The sequence below is a fragment of the Herbaspirillum robiniae genome (assembly GCF_002213415.1).
In the GTDB taxonomy this organism is placed as follows: Bacteria; Pseudomonadota; Gammaproteobacteria; order Burkholderiales; family Burkholderiaceae_D; genus Herbaspirillum; species Herbaspirillum robiniae.
Window position 1 is genome coordinate 16,256 of sequence record NZ_NJGU01000013.1, and the last position, 15,133, is coordinate 31,388.

Here is a 15,133-nt window from a genome sequence, read left to right on the forward strand (position 1 = left end):
GAAAACAGGAATGAAAAATCGGCCAGACTGGCATCGCAAGCCGATGCCTTGTCATGCGCGGGATCTGCCTGTTGTCCATCCCGTGCCGGATGGCTTGATGGATGCAGGCAAGCGCGGACATCGTCGAACCCCGGGAAATCCGCCCCGATACCTCCATTGCCAAGCGAGATTCAAAAAGGGGAACCGGCTGGCTGCAAAAAGATGAGAATTTTGAAGAGAGAGGCGCCGGACTGCGTCCGCAGCCGCTCCGCGCCGCAGGGCGCCCATGACCGCGAAGCCGCCTCCGGGCCGGGTCGCCGGACAACAAAGGGAAAAACCGGCAACAAAAAGGCCACCTCTCAGGGTGGCCTTCTTCTTTTCACAACCTGCCGCCGCTAGCCGCGATACCGGCCCGGCTTGTGCCACACGATCAGCATGGCGTTCATGGCGACGGTGCCCAGGATCGACCAGAGCACCTTGACCAGCGGCAGCGACGCCGCGGCCAGCGCGAACAGGACCAGGTCGAAGGCCAGCTGGCTGATGCCGGCATTGATGCGATAGCGCCGCTGGATCCACAGCGTGACGGCGCCGGTGCCGCCCATCGACGCGTTATGGCGCGCCAGGCACAGGATGCCCATTCCCAGGAAGGTGCCGCCGGCTATCGCGGCAAAGCCGCTGCCGACGCCCGAGACGTTCAGCCAGTGGTCGATGCCGGCCACCACGCCGCCGATGGCGACGCTGACGATGATGCTCTTGGAGGCGAAAAACCGTCCCATCGCCAGGAAGCTGAACACGATGAACGGGATGTTGATCAGGGGCACCAGCGGCGCCGGCGCCATGCCGGTGAGCTGGGAGCTGAGCAGGGCCATGCCGGCGATGCCGCCGGTGATCAGACCGCCCTTGGCCAGCAGGGAAATGCCCATGGCGGAGAACAGGACGCCGAGATAAAGACCGTAGATATCGTCCCAGGCATTGTGGGGGACGAGCTGAACCTGGCCGGATGCGTCGGGGGAATTTGCTGCGGTGCGATGCGAGGGATTTGCGCCATTCAGGGCGCTGCGCGGCGCCTCCGGGCGATCGCCCACGGAGTGGCGGCGGGTGCTGGAATACATGGTTTCCCTTGAAGGTTATCTGGGGAATCAAACTGCGACGCGTGGCGTTTGCTTGTGGCTTGGCGACGGTTGCGGCGAATCGATTTGCTGCAAGTATACATTTCTTTTACCTGCCCCTCGGACCTGCCTGGCCGGGCGCGCGCAAAAAAATGCGGACTGTCGCAAATCTGCCTAATGCCCGGAATCGGGCACAGATATCGGAAGGAAAGATTTATTTTTTGGCAACAAATACACTTCGCCAAACCACGGTCGCCCGCGCCAATCGGCGGGCGACCGTGCCCGCTCAGAAGGCGCTCTTGACCACGCCGCCGTCCACGCGCAGTGCCGCGCCGGTGGTGGCCGAGGCCAGCGGACTACAGACGTAGGCCACCAGCGAGGCCACTTCCTGCGGCGTTCCGAAGCGCTTGATCAGGGAGGTCGGGCGAACGTGGTCGAAGAACTCCGCCTCCACCTGCGCGAAGGTCTTGTCGCTCGAGCGCGCCATGTCTTCGACGAAATCGCCGACGCCGCGCGACTTGGTCGGGCCGGGCAAGACGCTGTTGACGGTGATGCCGGTGCCGGCCACGGTTTCCGCCAGTCCGCGCGACACGGCGAGCTGGGCGGTCTTGGTCATGCCGTAATGGACCATCTCGGTGGGAATCTGCACCGCGCTCTCACTGGAGATGAAGACGATGCGCCCCCAGTTGCCGCGCTTCATTTCAGGCAGCACCAGGCGCGCGAGACGCACGCCGCTCAGCACGTTGACGTCGAAGAAACGCAGCCAGTCTTCGTCGGGAATGTCTTCAAACGCCTTGGGCTCGAAGATCCCGAGGTTGTTGACCAGGATGTTGATGCCCGGATAACGCCGCACCACTTCATTGGCCGCCTCGGCCCGGCTGAGGTCGCCGGCGTAGCCCTGGGCCTGGCCGCCGGTCTCGGCGCGGATGCGCTCGACCGCCTCGTCGACGCTGGCCTGCGTCCTGCCGTTGACGATCACCGTTGCGCCCTCCCGGGCCAGGGTGCTGGCGATGGCGTAACCGATGCCTGCCGTGCTGCCGCTCACGAGGGCGAGCTTGCCCTCCAGTTGCAAATCCATGTCACTTCTCCTTGGTTGACTACGGAAAATGCTGCCAGGATCGGGCGTCTTCTGGTACATGCCATCTCGGCCGCCACGCCACTCTATCAGGAACCGGGCGCGCTCATTGGCCGGCCGCGCCGCCCGGCCGCAAGACCGCCTCCAGCTCGACGCCGGCCCGTTCGAAGCGTTCGACCAGGAAGTCCAGCAAGGCGCGCACCCGCGGCGCCATGTAGCGGGTGCGCTGGTAGAGCGCGTGCACCGGCGCGTCCGGGGTGCGCCATTGCGGCATCACTACCCGCAGCCGTCCTGCCTGCAGGTCGGCGCCGATGTCCCAGACCGATTTCATGGCGATGCCGTGGCCGCCGATGGCCCACTCGCGCGCGACGGCGCCGTCGTTGGTTTCGCGCGCGCCCGCCGGCGGCACGATGAAGGACTCGGTCTTGCCGTCGCGCTCGAAGCGCCATTCATTGGCCATGCCCGAGGCCGAGAACAGCACGATGCAGGCGTGGCGATGCAGGTCCGACGGATGCGCCGGCATGCCGTGCGCCGCTACATAGGCCGGCGCGGCGCACAGCACGCGGCGATTGAAGGCCAGCGGGCGCGCCACCATCGAGCTGTTCTGCGGCACGCCGAAACGGATCGCCAGGTCCAGGTCATCCTGCAGCAGGTTGGCGACGGCGTCGCCGAGGATCAGCGCGATCGTGATCTGCGGATGCAGGCGGTTGAACTCCTCCAGCCAGCCCTGCAGCACGTTGCGGCCGAAGTCCGAGGTGGCGGCGATGCGCAGCTTGCCGCTGACGGCGCTGCGCCCGGCCTGCAGCGCGGCCTGGGCGTCGTCCAGCGCATCCAGCGCCTGCTGGCAATGCGCCAGGTACAGGGCGCCCTCGGCGGTCAGGCGCAGCGCCCGCGTGGTGCGCTCGAACAGGCGCGTGTTCAGCGCAGCCTCCAGCTTGACCAGGCGCGCGCTGGCCGCGGCCGGCGACAGGCCCATCTTGCGCCCTGCCGCCGACAGACTGCCCAGGCCGGCGGCTTCGACGAAGAGGCGGATATCTCCCAGGTTTTGCGTCATCATTATTCTGTTTTTTTTGATAATGGTTCAAATACTAGACCAATTATCAATCCGATGGCGCATTCGCATAATGGACTCCAGTCAAAACCTTCCCGGAGTCTTTCATGCAAACCAATTCATCCCTGCTCGCCCCGCTCACCGTCGGCGAGCTCACCCTGCCACACCGTATCGTGATGGCGCCCATGACCCGCGCCCGCAGCGCGCAGCCGGGCGACGTGCCCACCGCGCTCAATGCCGCCTATTACGCCCAGCGCGCCTCGGCCGCGCTGATCGTCAGCGAGGCCGCGCAGATCTCGCCGCAGGGCAAGGGTTATTCCTTCACGCCCGGCATCTACAGCCAGGAGCAGGTGCAAGGCTGGCGCCTGGTGACCGCTGCGGTCCACCAGGCCGGCGGCCGCATCTTCCTGCAGCTGTGGCACGTGGGCCGCATGTCGCACCCCGACTTCCACGACGGCGCGCTGCCGGTGGCGCCGTCCGCCGTGCCCTTTGAAGGACAGATCTGGAAGGTCGACGCCGCCACCGGCGTCGGCGCCATGGTCGATTGCCCGACGCCGCGCGAACTGACGCGCGCCGAGATCGCCGCCATCGTCGACGATTTCCGCCAGGGCGCACGCAATGCCATCGCCGCCGGATTCGACGGCGTCGAAATCCACGGCGCCAACGGTTACCTGGTCGACCAGTTCCTGCGCACCACCTCCAACCATCGCGATGACGAATACGGCGGCACGCGCGAGAACCGCCTGCGCTTCCTGAAGGAAGTGGTCGACGCCGTGGCCGGCGAAGTCGGCGCGCATCGCACCGCGATCCGCCTGGCGCCCTTCCTGACCGCGCGCGGCATGGATTGCCCGGACATCCTGCCGACCATCCTGGATGCGGCCGCCTTCCTGCAAACCCGCGGCATCGCCTACCTGCACCTGGTGGAAGCGGACTGGGACGACGCCCCTGAGTTCACCGAAACCTTCCGGCAGCAGCTGCGCGGTCGCTTCGCTCGTCCCATCATCGTCGCCGGCAACTACGACAAGGCGCGCGCGCAATGGGTGCTCGGGCATGGCTATGCCGACCTGGTGGCCTTCGGCCGCCCCTTCGTCGCCAACCCCGACTTCCCGCGCCGCCTGACCGAAGACCTGCCGCTGGCCGACTTCGACGGCGCCACGCTGTTCGGCGGCACGGCGCGCGGCTACAGCGACTACCCTGCGCTGCCGGTCGCGGCCGCAGCCTGAGTTTCATCCACGCCTCATCGCATATTGCCTATCGCACACCCAACAGGAGAAACATCATGAAAGACAGCACAGTAGTGGTCATCGGCGGCCTGTCCGGCATCGGACGCGCAGTGGCGCAGCAGGCGGCCGCCGCCGGCGCACGCGTCATCGCGGCCGGGCGCAGCAAGGCCCCGGCGGATTTCCCGGACGCGATCACCGCGGCACAAGTCGACATCACCGACGACGCCTCGGTGGCCCGCCTGTTCGCCGGCATCGGCGCCTTCGACCACCTGGTCGTCACCGCCGGCCCGGTGATCGGTTCGGCCCGGCTGGCCGACCTGCACATCGACGACGCCATCGCCGCCTTCAACGTCAAGTTCTTCGGCCAGATGCGCGTGGCGCAACGCGCGCTGTCCCACATCAGCCCCACCGGCTCGATCACGCTGACCTCGGGCCTGCTGGCGCGCAAGGCCGCGCCCGGCGCGCTGGTCAAGGCGAGCATGAACGCCGCCACCGAGATCATGGCCAAGACGCTGGCCAAGGAACTGGCGCCGCTGCGCGTCAACGTGGTCAGCCCCGGCATGGTGGAAACCGGCATGTGGGGCGAGATGAGCGAAGCCGAGCGCAAGGCCATGGCCGCGCGCGCCGGCGCCCATCTTCCGGTGGGCCGGGTCGGCCAGGGCAGCGACCTGGCGCAGGCCTACCTGATGCTGATGCAGAACGGCTTCATGACCGGCAGCGTGGTCGACGTGGACGGCGGCGGTCTGCTCTGAGCCGGTCATGCGTTTCGACCACCTCACCATCGTAGCGGCGGACTGCGCCTGCCTGCGCAGCTTCTTCGTCGACGTCGCCGGACTGGAAGAAGGCGCGCGCCCGCCTTTCGGCGTGGCCGGACATTGGCTGTACCTGGACCGGCGGCCGGTGCTGCATTTGATCGAGCGACCGGATGCGCCGGCCGCGGACGGTATCCGCCCGAGCCGCCCGCCGGCGCGCATCGACCACATGGCGCTGCGCATCGAAGACGCGGTCGAATGGCAAAAACTGCTGCGCCGCCTGCGCGATCGCCGCATCCCTTACCAGCTCTCCGGGATGCATGCGCAGCAGGAGCAACAACTGTTCGTCACGCCGGTGCCTGAGGTCACGGTGGAGTTCGTGATCGAAGCGCAACGCCTCGGCTGAAACGTCATCGATGCCTTCCGTGTTGCACGGTTGGCAATGAATGGAAATGCAATTTTTTGGTGCCCCGCGTGCGCTCCCGAAAAATCCGGGATCAAGCGCCACAGGGGATTTTCTTTGTGTCAGTATCCGCGAGTCGTTCCATCCGGCACGACCAACATACGGGGGTTCAAATGCGTAATCTTTATGTGATGTTGTTATTCCTTGCTTCTCTGCTTCCTTTCCCATCCAGCGCCGCGACGAAATCCTTTACGTTCCCGGCCGGCTTCAAGACCCAGAAGATCACCACCAACGGTACCCGCCTGCACGTGCGGGTCGGCGGCCAGGGGCCGGCGGTGGTCCTGCTGCACGGCTACGGCGAGACCGGCGACATGTGGGCGCCGCTGGCCGCCAAGCTGGCGGCCAACCACACCGTGATCGTGCCGGACCTGCGCGGCATGGGGCTGTCCGACCATCCGCCCGGGGGCTTCGACAAGAAGAACGAAGCGCTCGACATCGCCGGCGTGCTGGACAGCCTGAAGATCGACAAGGTCGACGTGGCGGCCCACGACATCGGCAACATGGTGGCCTATGCCTTCGCCGCGCAGCAACCCGAGCGCGTGACGAAACTGGTCCTGATGGACGCGCCGGTACCGGGCGTCGGTCCCTGGGAAGAGATCCTGAAAAGCCCCCTGCTGTGGCACTTCCGCTTCGGCGGACCAGACATGGAGCGGCTGGTGAAGGGACGCGAGCGCATCTACCTCGATCGCTTCTGGAACGAGTTCTCGGCCGACCCGAAACGCTTCGACGAAGCCTCGCGCCGACACTACGCGAAGTTCTACGCCTTGCCCGGCGCGATGCATTCCGGCTTCGAGCAGTTCCACGCCTTCGACCAGGACGCCATCGACAACAAGGCCTACCTGGCCAAGGGCCTGCTGCCCATGCCGGTGCTTGCGGTGGGCGGAGAGAAGTCCTTCGGCACCACCATGGAAACCGTGGCCCGAGCAGCGGCCAGCAATGTGCAGGGCGCGGTCGTTCCCAACGCCGGCCATTGGCTGATGGAAGAACAGCCGCAGGCGACCGTGGCCGTGATCGTGAATTTCCTGCAATAAACGCCTGTCCGCATGCGCCCCGCCCCGTCATCGGGCGGGGCGCGCGCATCTTGCGCATCTTGCGCGTCGCGCGCTGCCGGCCGTTTTGGCAGAAGCGGTAATCCCCTCTCCTCCCTCCCTCTTCCCAAAGACCATCGGCCTCCCGGCCCAAACGTCGCCCCACATGGCCTGATCGCGAGCGCCGCCGTGCGGCCGCGGCCTCAGACTGGCAACTAACGAACAGCCAGGATGAAAAACCCGTCATGCCCCATATCGAAGTGGTCAAGGTCTTCACGTCCGCCGCCGGCGGCGGCAATCCCGCGCCCATCGTCATCGCGGCGGATGGACTGGACGATGCCCAGATGCTGGAGATCGCGCGCACCCACGGCCACGAGAGCGGCTTCGTGCTCGCGCCGGACGATCCCGCCCAACACGACCTGCGCCTGCGCTTTTTCGTGCCGCGCCATGAAATGAGCATGTGCGGCCACGCCACCCTCGGCGCGGTATGGCTGCTGGCCAGCCGCGGCCTGCTGGACGCCGAGCGCCTGTCGATCCAGACCATGAGCGGCACGGTGCAGGCCTTCCTGACGCAGCAGCCCGACGGCACGAAGTCGGTCGAGATCTCGCAGCCGGCCGGCACCGTGGACCCGATACCGCACCCGGAACTGCGCGACGAGATCCTGGCCGCGATGGGCTTGCAACCGTCGGACGCGCTCGAGCTGCCGTTCCTGAACGCCTGCACCAGCCGGATCAAGACGCTGATTCCCCTGCGCAGTCCCGCCGTGCTGGACGCCGCGCGCCCGGATCCCGAGGCCGTCGAGCAGCTGTGCGAGCGCATAGGATCGACCGGCTTCTACCCCTTCGCGGCCGACCCGGCCCAGCCGCGCAAATTCGACGCGCGCCAGTTTCCCAAGTCCTCCGGCTATCCGGAAGATGCCGCCACCGGCATCGCCGCGGCCGCCCTCGCCTTCGGCCTGCTGCATTACGGCATGGCCGCCGCGGATGCCCGCCCGCTGCTGGTGCACCAGGGGCGCGCCATGGGCTGCCCGTCCGACATCCATGTGCGCTTCGACCTCTCCGGCGGCGCGCAGGCCTATCCGGCCGGCTGTTACCTGGGAGGCTCGGTCGAGCCGGCGTCGATACTGCTATAGTAGGCAGGGGCATCGCTGATGCCCCTGTTTCCTATCGTTATCGAGATCCGAGATGCCGACCAGCGAGCTCGCCGCCCATGTAACCCGCCGCTCCCACAAGATGCCCGCCATGCAGTCCGATGTCCTGCATTGCGAACTGAGCAGCGGCGCCGGTTACGTGATGGACTGGCATGCCCACGACTGCCATATGCTGTTGCTGCCGCGCCGCGGCAGCCTGCTGCTGTCCACCGAAGACAGCCGCACCGGCATGCGCCTGTCCAGCCTGTCGTTCTCTGCCGTGGGCATCGACATCGGGCACGCGACGGCTGCCACCTGCAGCGAAGAAAGCCATCTCACGCTGTACGTCGAGCCCGACTACCTGCGCCGCTACGGCCCCGGGCATGCCGGGACGGACCTGCTGGCGGCCATCTCCGGCCACGGCCAGTGGTCCCGCAGCGATGTGCTGGACGCCATCCTCGTGCTGTACGACCGCATCGAAGCCTCGATGCCATCGCCCCTGATCGACGCAGAAGAACAGCGCCGCCGCCTGCGCCACCTCAACCACCTGCTGTTCGAGGAATGCATGCGCATCGTCGCGCGCACCGAGCGCATCGACGCCGCCGGCAGGAACGGCAACAACGCCCTGCTGATCCGTCAGGTGCAGCAGTTCATCGACGAGCATCTGGAAGAGCATCACGACATCGACATGCTGTGCCGGCAATTCCACCTGTCGCGCCGGCACCTGACGCGGCTGTTTCGCGAGATCGCCCGCGAGAGCGTGGTCGACTACGGCAACCGCCGGCGGGTGGAGCGCGCCCAGCGCCTGATCCACGAGCGCGGCATGTCGGTGCTGCAGGCGGGCCTGGCCGTGGGCATCGACTCCCCGTCCTACCTGGCGCGCCTGTTCAGGAAGCACCTCGGCATACTCCCCAGCGACTGCCGCAAGACGCATTGAGCGCGCCCCCGCCGGCCTGCACGATGGCCCGGATGTGACATCCCATGGCCCGATCGTGCGAGCCGCGCAGGCTTGCCGGCTGCACACTGGACGCCACCCCGTCGCAAACGATGCGGGTTCGCGTATCCGATCTGTGTCCACCCGCGCCCGCCCATGACGACCTCCTTCCAAGACTGTGCCACCGCTTCGCATCCGCCCTCCGGCGCAGGCGATCGCGCGCCTGCGGCGCTGCGCTTCGGGGAGCGCCAGCAACACGGCGGGGCGAGCGTCTATCGCAAGAGCTACGACGGCACGGCCAGGCTGCAGATTCCCGGGCCATCTTCAGGCGCCGGATTCCTGCTCGGCGTGTCGATGACGCCGGAGCATCGGCGCAGGATCACGCGCGGCGAGCTGGCGGGACTGCATCTGTTCTCGCAGGGGGACATCTACCTGCGCGACCTCGAAGACCCGTACGCCGCCGAAGTGGATGCGCCGTTCGACTTCACGCTGCTTGAATTCTCAAGGGATTTTTTCGAGGCCATGGCCGATGAGCGCATCGAGCCCGCCACGGTGGCGTTGAGCCCGGTGGCGGCCAGGCGCGACCCGGTGCTGCCGCACCTGGCCTGCGCCCTGCAGCCGTCGCTGGCGCGGCCGGCCGAGACCTGCGCCTTGTTCGTGGAGCAGATCCTGGTCGCGATGGGGGCCTACCTGGTGCATGCCTATGGCGGCTTCGTCCCGGCGCAGACCCAGCCCGGCCTGCTGTCGAAGGTGCATGAAGAGCGCGCCAAGGCGATGCTGCTGTCCAAGGTGCGCGGCGAATGCTCGATCCCGGACATCGCGCGCGAATGCAATATGTCGGCCAGCTATTTCATGAAGGCCTTCAAGAAGACCACGGGCCAGACGCCGCACCAGTGGATGCTGTCGCAGCGCCTCGCGCGGGCGCAGGACTACCTGCGCAACTCCACGCTCTCCCTGGCCGAGGTCGCCACCACCTGCGACTTCTATGACCAGAGCCATTTCAACCGGGTGTTCATCCAGGGCACCGGCATGTCGCCCGGCGTGTGGCGCCGGCAGGCCGCCTGAAGACGTCGGGGGCACTTCGTTTCAACTGAAATATTGAGCGCCGCCGCTGACATGGAACGGTAACCGGCGCGGCGCAAGATACTCCCATACCGAAACGAAACGCAACGCAACGCGACGCAAAATCGCGCCACGCCGGATCGGTCAATCAACGTCGGATCACCCTGGGAGAAAATATCATGCGCATCATCACCGCCATCGCCTCTTTCGTCGCCCTGAGCGCCTTCGCCACCGCCGCCCGCGCCGACAGCATCTTCACCGGCGCCACGGACTACGAATCGCCGCTGGCCATGATCCTGCACGTGGGCGCCCGCCTGATCGGCCGGATGTTCTGAACGGCCGCTGCGCAGTCAGCCCCCTGAAAGCCAAGAGGCCGGACGATCGTCCGGCCTCTTGACGTTTCATGACGGCAATTGCGGCCGCGGATCAACAGGAGGAGCGTTCCACCGCTTCCGCGTTTTCCGACACCGGGAACTCCTCATGCACCGGCTCCCGCTCCTGGCCCGGCAACAGCGCGTTGAGCAGCACCGCGGCCATCGCGCCCACCGTGATGCCGGAGCCGAAGATCTCGCGGATGAAGTCCGGCATCTGGGCCAGCAGGCTGGGACGCATGGTCACCGCCAGGCCGCAGCCGATCGAGACGGCGACGATCAGGCTGCTGCGCCTGGAATCCGCCGCCTTGCCCAGCATGCGCACGCCGGCGGCGATGATCATCGCAAACATCATCAGGCCGGCGCCGCCCAGAACGGGTTGCGGAATGGTCACCACCAGCGCGCCCAGCACCGGGAACAGGCCGGCCAGCACCAGCAGCACGCCGGTGAGCGCGACCACGTGCCGGCTGGCCACGCCGGTCAGGGTCACCACGCCGACGTTCTGGGCGAAGGTAGAGACCGGCGGGCTGGAGATCAGCGCGGCCGCGGCGGAGCCAATGCCGTCGCACAGGATGCCCCGGCTCAGCGCCTTGCCCGAGATGTCCACGCCGGTCGCCACGCCCAGCGCCATGAAGGTGCCGGTGGTCTCGACGATCGTCACCAGGTAGGCCAGGGCCATGGCGGCGATACCCGACACGGGAAAGCTCACGCCGAAGAACAACGGCTTGGGCAGGGCGAAGACAGGCGCCTGCCGCACCGGGGCGAAATCGACGACACCCAGCAGCACGCACACGGCATAGCCGATCAGGATCCCCAGCACGATGGCCGACGCCGAGACGATGCCGCGCCCCCATTGCACGAAGGCAATCACCAGCGCCAGCACGAAGCCGGCCACGGCCAGCGACGACAGGTCGCCGTAAGCTTGCCCGCCCATGCCCTGGGCCGCCCAGTCGACCGCCACGGGCGTGAGCGACAGGCCGATCATGGCCACCACCACGCCGGTCACGGTATGCGGGAAGAATTTGCGGATGGTCGGCATGAAAAAGCTGCCGGCGATCATGATCAGCGAGGCCGCCATGGATGAGCCCAGGATCCCCGCCACGCCGTGCTCCATGCCCACGCTGATGCCGGCGCCCACGAAGGTGAAGCTGGTGCCCATCACGCAAGGCAGGCGGATGCCGATCGGCCCGACGCCCTTGCACTGGATGATCGTCACGATCCCCGAGCCCAGCAGCGCCGCATTGACCAGCGCGATGGTCGACGGCGAATCCAGGTGGAGCGCGCCGGCCAGCACCAGCGGCACGGCGATGATGCCGCCCAGCGCGGCCAGCAGGTGCTGTACCGCAAGGATGAGGGTCATGGGCGTCGGAGGTCGGTCCTCGACGCGATAAAGCACTGCATTCATTTTGTCTCCTGCTCTCGATATATTTTTTAGTCCTCCTTTTTACCTTGTCTTGATGCCGGGGATTATCAGTGCGGGGCAATGCCGCCCATACGAAACGACGAAGGCGCGGGAGGATGTAAAGAGATAGGCCAATTTCTTTACAAGATGGCCGCGCGCCGCCGACATCGCGGCGCGAACACATGCGAAGGACAAAAAAAATGCCCCCGATCAGCATCGGGGGCAGAACCAAATCCCACAGGATTCAGGAGACGTGGAAAGGATTCTAGCGAGGGCCCGCGCGCTGCGCGATCAGGCGATTCCTGATGGCGGCCCGGTACGGCTTCGCGGCGCGGCCGACGCCTGCATCGGCGGCCGGCTTGCGCGGGCGCGATCCAAATGGCACAACGGGCGCGCCAATTCGGAAAAACCGCCGGATGTTCCGGTAGACTTAGGCCTCAGCGAAATTACGCAGATTTTTTCCTTTTTGATCAACACCAGAACAAGAACAACCCGCTCGTCGCCGAGGCGACGTTATTGGAATCACATTTTCGATTCCGGAACAGGATCCACACCTTGAATAGCCCCGCCCCAGAAGAAGTGCTCGTGCCGGTGCCGGCCCCGGCCGCGCTTGGCCATCTGATCCGGGCCGACCAGCTGACCGCCGTACGGCAGACCGTGCTGTTGTCCATCCCGGTCAATGCGGCACTGGGGATCATCTCCACCCTCGTTGCCTGGAGCGCCGGCAAGCTCGCCATCGCGCTGGTCTGGCTGGCCTGCTCGGGCGTCATCAACCTGCTGCGCATCCTGGCCTGCCGCATCCCGGTGGCGCGCATCGCCGCCTTGCCCGTGGTGGCCCGCCTGCTGGGCGGCCCGCGACACAACGAGGTGGACGTCAACCTGCGCGTGCACTGGATCCTGGCGCTGCTGTCGGGGATCGTATGGGCCGGCGTGCCGGCCCTGTGCGAGGGCTACACCACGCCCGAGACGCTGTTCTACCTGACCTGCGTATGCGGCATCACCGCCGGCGCCGTCACCCACGGCTTCGCCTACGCCCGCATTCCGATCTGCTTCATCACCCCGCCGCTGCTGTCCATCATCGCCTGCCTGGCCTACCAGGGCGACACCACGCGCCTGGCCCTGTCGCTGGCGGTGCTGCTGTACCTGGCCGCGCTGATCCGCGGATCGCGCGTGAGCGAAAAGCTGGTCTCCGACAGCAGCGCCTCCAAGAACCGCGCCAATGCGGCGACGCAGGCGCTCAAAGTCGCCCACGAAGACCTGGCCAGCTTCGCCGAGAAGATGCAGTACCAGGCCGAGCACGACCTGCTGACCGGCCTGCTGAGCCGCGCCGGCTTCATGCACAAGGCCCTGGCGCTGACCACGCGGCGCGAGCATCCGCTGTGCATGATGTTCCTCGACCTGGACGGCTTCAAGGTCATCAACGACGCCTACGGCCACGACGCCGGCGACCAGGTGCTCATCGAAGTGGCGCAGCGGCTGCACGACTGCGTGGCCGGCAAGTCCATCCTGGCGCGCCTGGGCGGCGACGAGTTCGTGATCGTCTACGCCGCCGCGCCCGACGCCGAGCTTCCCGACGCGCTGGCCTCGCGGCTGATCGAGGCGATCGCCAGGCCCTACTCGCGCATGGCCCATCGCCACATCGGGCTGAGCATCGGCATCTACCTCTCCGGCGAGGATGACATCAATGAAATGCTGGTCTGCTCGGATGCCGCGCTGTATGAGGCCAAGCGGCGCGGGCGCAACCAGTTCCGCTTCTTCAACGAGAAGCTCAACGCCCACCTGCAGATGAAGCGCGACGTCGAGCGCGACCTGGCGCCGGCGCTGAAGAACCGCGAACTGCAGGTCTGGTTCCAGCCCATCATCCGGCGCAACGGCAGCTCGCCCGACGGCTTCGAGGCGCTGCTGCGCTGGCATCACAAGAATCATGGCTGGATCGCGCCGCCCGACCTGATCGAGATCGCCGCGCTGGCCGGACAGTCCGAGGAGCTGCTGCACTTCATCGTCGGCGAAGTGGTGGAGATGATCCGCTTCCTGCACGCCGCCGGCCGCACCGAGCTGCGGGTGGCGATGAACATCTCGCCGCGCGAACTGGAGCGCATCCTGATCGACGACCTGGTGGCGCTCAGGCTGAAGGAGTTCGGCCTGCCGGCCGAGATGCTGGAAATCGAGATCACCGAAGAAACCGCCATCGACCTGCAGGCGGCCCGACAAACCCTGTCGGCGCTGTCCGGGCTGGGCGTGAGCCTGGCCATCGACGACTTCGGCGTGGGGTATTCTTCGCTGGGCTTCCTGCGCCAGATGCGGGTCTCGCGCGTGAAGATCGACCGCAGCTTCGTCACTGACCTCAGCAACAGCGCCGAGAACCAGGCGCTGGTGCAGGCGGTGCTGCAACTGTCGGAGTCGTTCAACTTCCAGGTGGTGGCCGAGGGCGTGGAGAGCATCGACGACCTGCGCATGCTGCAGGACATGAACTGCCCGGCCATGCAGGGCTACTATTTCTCGCCGCCGATGCCGGCCGAAAAGGCCCGCGAATGGCTGCGCGACCCGGCGCTCGCGCTCTCGCCCTGAGGCGAGATCAGGCGGCCAGGAACGGCAACACGCGCTCCAGCAGCGCCTGCGGCGCTTCTTCCGGAATGTAGTGGCCGCAGGGCAGCGCCTCACCGGTGACCTGGGGTGCATAGGCCTGCCACTCGGCGAGGGGATCGAAGCATTTCTCGATCACGCCGTCCCGGCCCCACAAGGCCAGGAACGGACAGGCGATCTTCTCGCCCGCCGCCAGCGAGGTCCGGTCGTGCTCCAGGTCGATCGTGATGCCGGCGCGGTAGTCCTCGCAGATGCCGTGCGCGGTGCCGGGGAGGGACAGGCAGCGCAGATACTCGGCGTAAGCCTGCGGCGTGAACGGCGCCAGTCCGGCGCTGCGCGCGCCGATGGTCTGCTTCAGGTAGAGGTCGGGGTCACAGCGGATCAGCGTTTCGGGGAACGGCGCCGGCCGCACCAGCATGAACCAGTGCCAGTACGCCTTGGCAAAATCCAGCGAGGTCTTCTCATACATCGCCAGCGTCGGCGCGACGTCCAGCGTCACCAGCCTGCGCACGGCCGCCGGATGATCGAGCGCCATGCGCGCGGCCACGCGGCCGCCGCGGTCATGGCCGATCACGGCGAACTCGGGATGCCCCAGGGCGCGCATCAGCCCGATCTGGTCGAGCGCCATGCGGCGCTTCGAATAGTTGGCATGACCGGCGTCGCCCTCGGGCTTGTCGCTGTCGCCGTAGCCGCGCAGGTCGGACGCGACCACGGTGAAATGCCGGGCCAGTTGCGGCAGCACCTTGTGCCAGATCATCAGGGTCTGCGGATGGCCGTGCAGCAGCAGCAGCGCCGGCCCCTGCCCGCCCTTGACGGCCCGGATCCGGATGCCGTCGACTGTCGACGATACGTCGTTGAAACCTTCAAGCATGATTGCCTCCCTATCTCGGATCGAGTCTAATTCATCACCAACTCGATTTGGTTTCCACAAAAGCAATCTGGAATTAACTTCCAGGAACCAATCCTCCAGG

The 15,133-nt window shown here is 66.6% G+C and carries 14 protein-coding genes; 9 read left to right on the forward strand and 5 right to left on the reverse strand.

What is annotated here, in order from left to right:
- Positions 1–374: 374 nt before the first annotated feature.
- The 3 genes from CEJ42_RS20575 to CEJ42_RS20585 all read right to left on the reverse strand — a co-directional run bounded on the left by CEJ42_RS20575 (position 375) and on the right by CEJ42_RS20585 (position 3,217).
- Positions 375–1,091 carry a DUF6198 family protein gene (locus tag CEJ42_RS20575; RefSeq protein ID WP_079215936.1) on the reverse strand — a complete coding sequence of 239 codons (717 nt, stop codon included), beginning with the start codon at positions 1,089–1,091 and terminating at the stop codon, positions 375–377.
- A gap of 283 nt (positions 1,092–1,374) precedes the next feature.
- Entirely contained in the window at positions 1,375–2,166 is a 792-nt protein-coding gene (locus CEJ42_RS20580; protein ID WP_088752370.1) for an SDR family NAD(P)-dependent oxidoreductase, read from the reverse strand.
- A 103-nt stretch (positions 2,167–2,269) separates the two neighbouring features.
- Positions 2,270–3,217, reverse strand: a complete 948-nt coding sequence (locus tag CEJ42_RS20585; protein ID WP_088752447.1) for a LysR family transcriptional regulator — start codon at positions 3,215–3,217, stop codon at positions 2,270–2,272.
- A 104-nt stretch (positions 3,218–3,321) separates the two neighbouring features.
- Here CEJ42_RS20585 and CEJ42_RS20590 point away from each other — a divergent pair, with 104 nt between their 5' ends.
- From CEJ42_RS20590 to CEJ42_RS25090, 8 genes are all read left to right on the forward strand, one after another.
- Entirely contained in the window at positions 3,322–4,437 is a 1,116-nt protein-coding gene (locus tag CEJ42_RS20590) for an alkene reductase (protein WP_088752371.1), read from the forward strand.
- Positions 4,438–4,493: 56 nt separating this feature from the next.
- Positions 4,494–5,189, forward strand: coding sequence for an SDR family oxidoreductase (locus CEJ42_RS20595; protein ID WP_088752372.1), 696 nt, complete (start codon positions 4,494–4,496; stop codon positions 5,187–5,189).
- A gap of 7 nt (positions 5,190–5,196) precedes the next feature.
- Positions 5,197–5,595, forward strand: a complete 399-nt coding sequence (locus CEJ42_RS20600; protein WP_088752373.1) for a VOC family protein — start codon at positions 5,197–5,199, stop codon at positions 5,593–5,595.
- Between the two features lie 170 nt (positions 5,596–5,765).
- A complete protein-coding gene (locus CEJ42_RS20605; protein WP_088752374.1) occupies positions 5,766–6,683 on the forward strand; it encodes an alpha/beta fold hydrolase in 918 nt (305 codons plus the stop codon).
- A 242-nt stretch (positions 6,684–6,925) separates the two neighbouring features.
- Positions 6,926–7,813 (forward strand): PhzF family phenazine biosynthesis protein, encoded by an 888-nt coding sequence (locus CEJ42_RS20610; protein ID WP_088752375.1) that lies wholly within the window; start codon positions 6,926–6,928, stop codon positions 7,811–7,813.
- A gap of 109 nt (positions 7,814–7,922) precedes the next feature.
- On the forward strand, positions 7,923–8,747 hold the full coding sequence (locus CEJ42_RS20615) for an AraC family transcriptional regulator (protein WP_165774482.1): 825 nt from the start codon (positions 7,923–7,925) through the stop codon (positions 8,745–8,747).
- Between the two features lie 153 nt (positions 8,748–8,900).
- Positions 8,901–9,809 carry a helix-turn-helix transcriptional regulator gene (locus tag CEJ42_RS20620; protein WP_088752377.1) on the forward strand — a complete coding sequence of 303 codons (909 nt, stop codon included), beginning with the start codon at positions 8,901–8,903 and terminating at the stop codon, positions 9,807–9,809.
- A gap of 176 nt (positions 9,810–9,985) precedes the next feature.
- Positions 9,986–10,141 (forward strand): hypothetical protein, encoded by a 156-nt coding sequence (locus CEJ42_RS25090; protein WP_165774483.1) that lies wholly within the window; start codon positions 9,986–9,988, stop codon positions 10,139–10,141.
- 91 nt (positions 10,142–10,232) lie between these two features.
- On the opposite strand, the gene CEJ42_RS20625 is transcribed toward CEJ42_RS25090, so the two are convergent.
- On the reverse strand, positions 10,233–11,582 hold the full coding sequence (locus tag CEJ42_RS20625) for a uracil-xanthine permease family protein (RefSeq protein ID WP_088752378.1): 1,350 nt from the start codon (positions 11,580–11,582) through the stop codon (positions 10,233–10,235).
- Positions 11,583–12,134: 552 nt separating this feature from the next.
- On the opposite strand from CEJ42_RS20625, the gene CEJ42_RS20630 reads away from it, so the two are divergent.
- Positions 12,135–14,147, forward strand: a complete 2,013-nt coding sequence (locus CEJ42_RS20630) for a putative bifunctional diguanylate cyclase/phosphodiesterase (protein WP_243397913.1) — start codon at positions 12,135–12,137, stop codon at positions 14,145–14,147.
- Between the two features lie 7 nt (positions 14,148–14,154).
- On the opposite strand, the gene CEJ42_RS20635 is transcribed toward CEJ42_RS20630, so the two are convergent.
- The gene (locus tag CEJ42_RS20635; RefSeq protein ID WP_088752380.1) at positions 14,155–15,033 is read right to left on the reverse strand and encodes an alpha/beta fold hydrolase; all 879 of its coding nucleotides are present in this window, start codon (positions 15,031–15,033) and stop codon (positions 14,155–14,157) included.
- Positions 15,034–15,133: the final 100 nt, after the last annotated feature.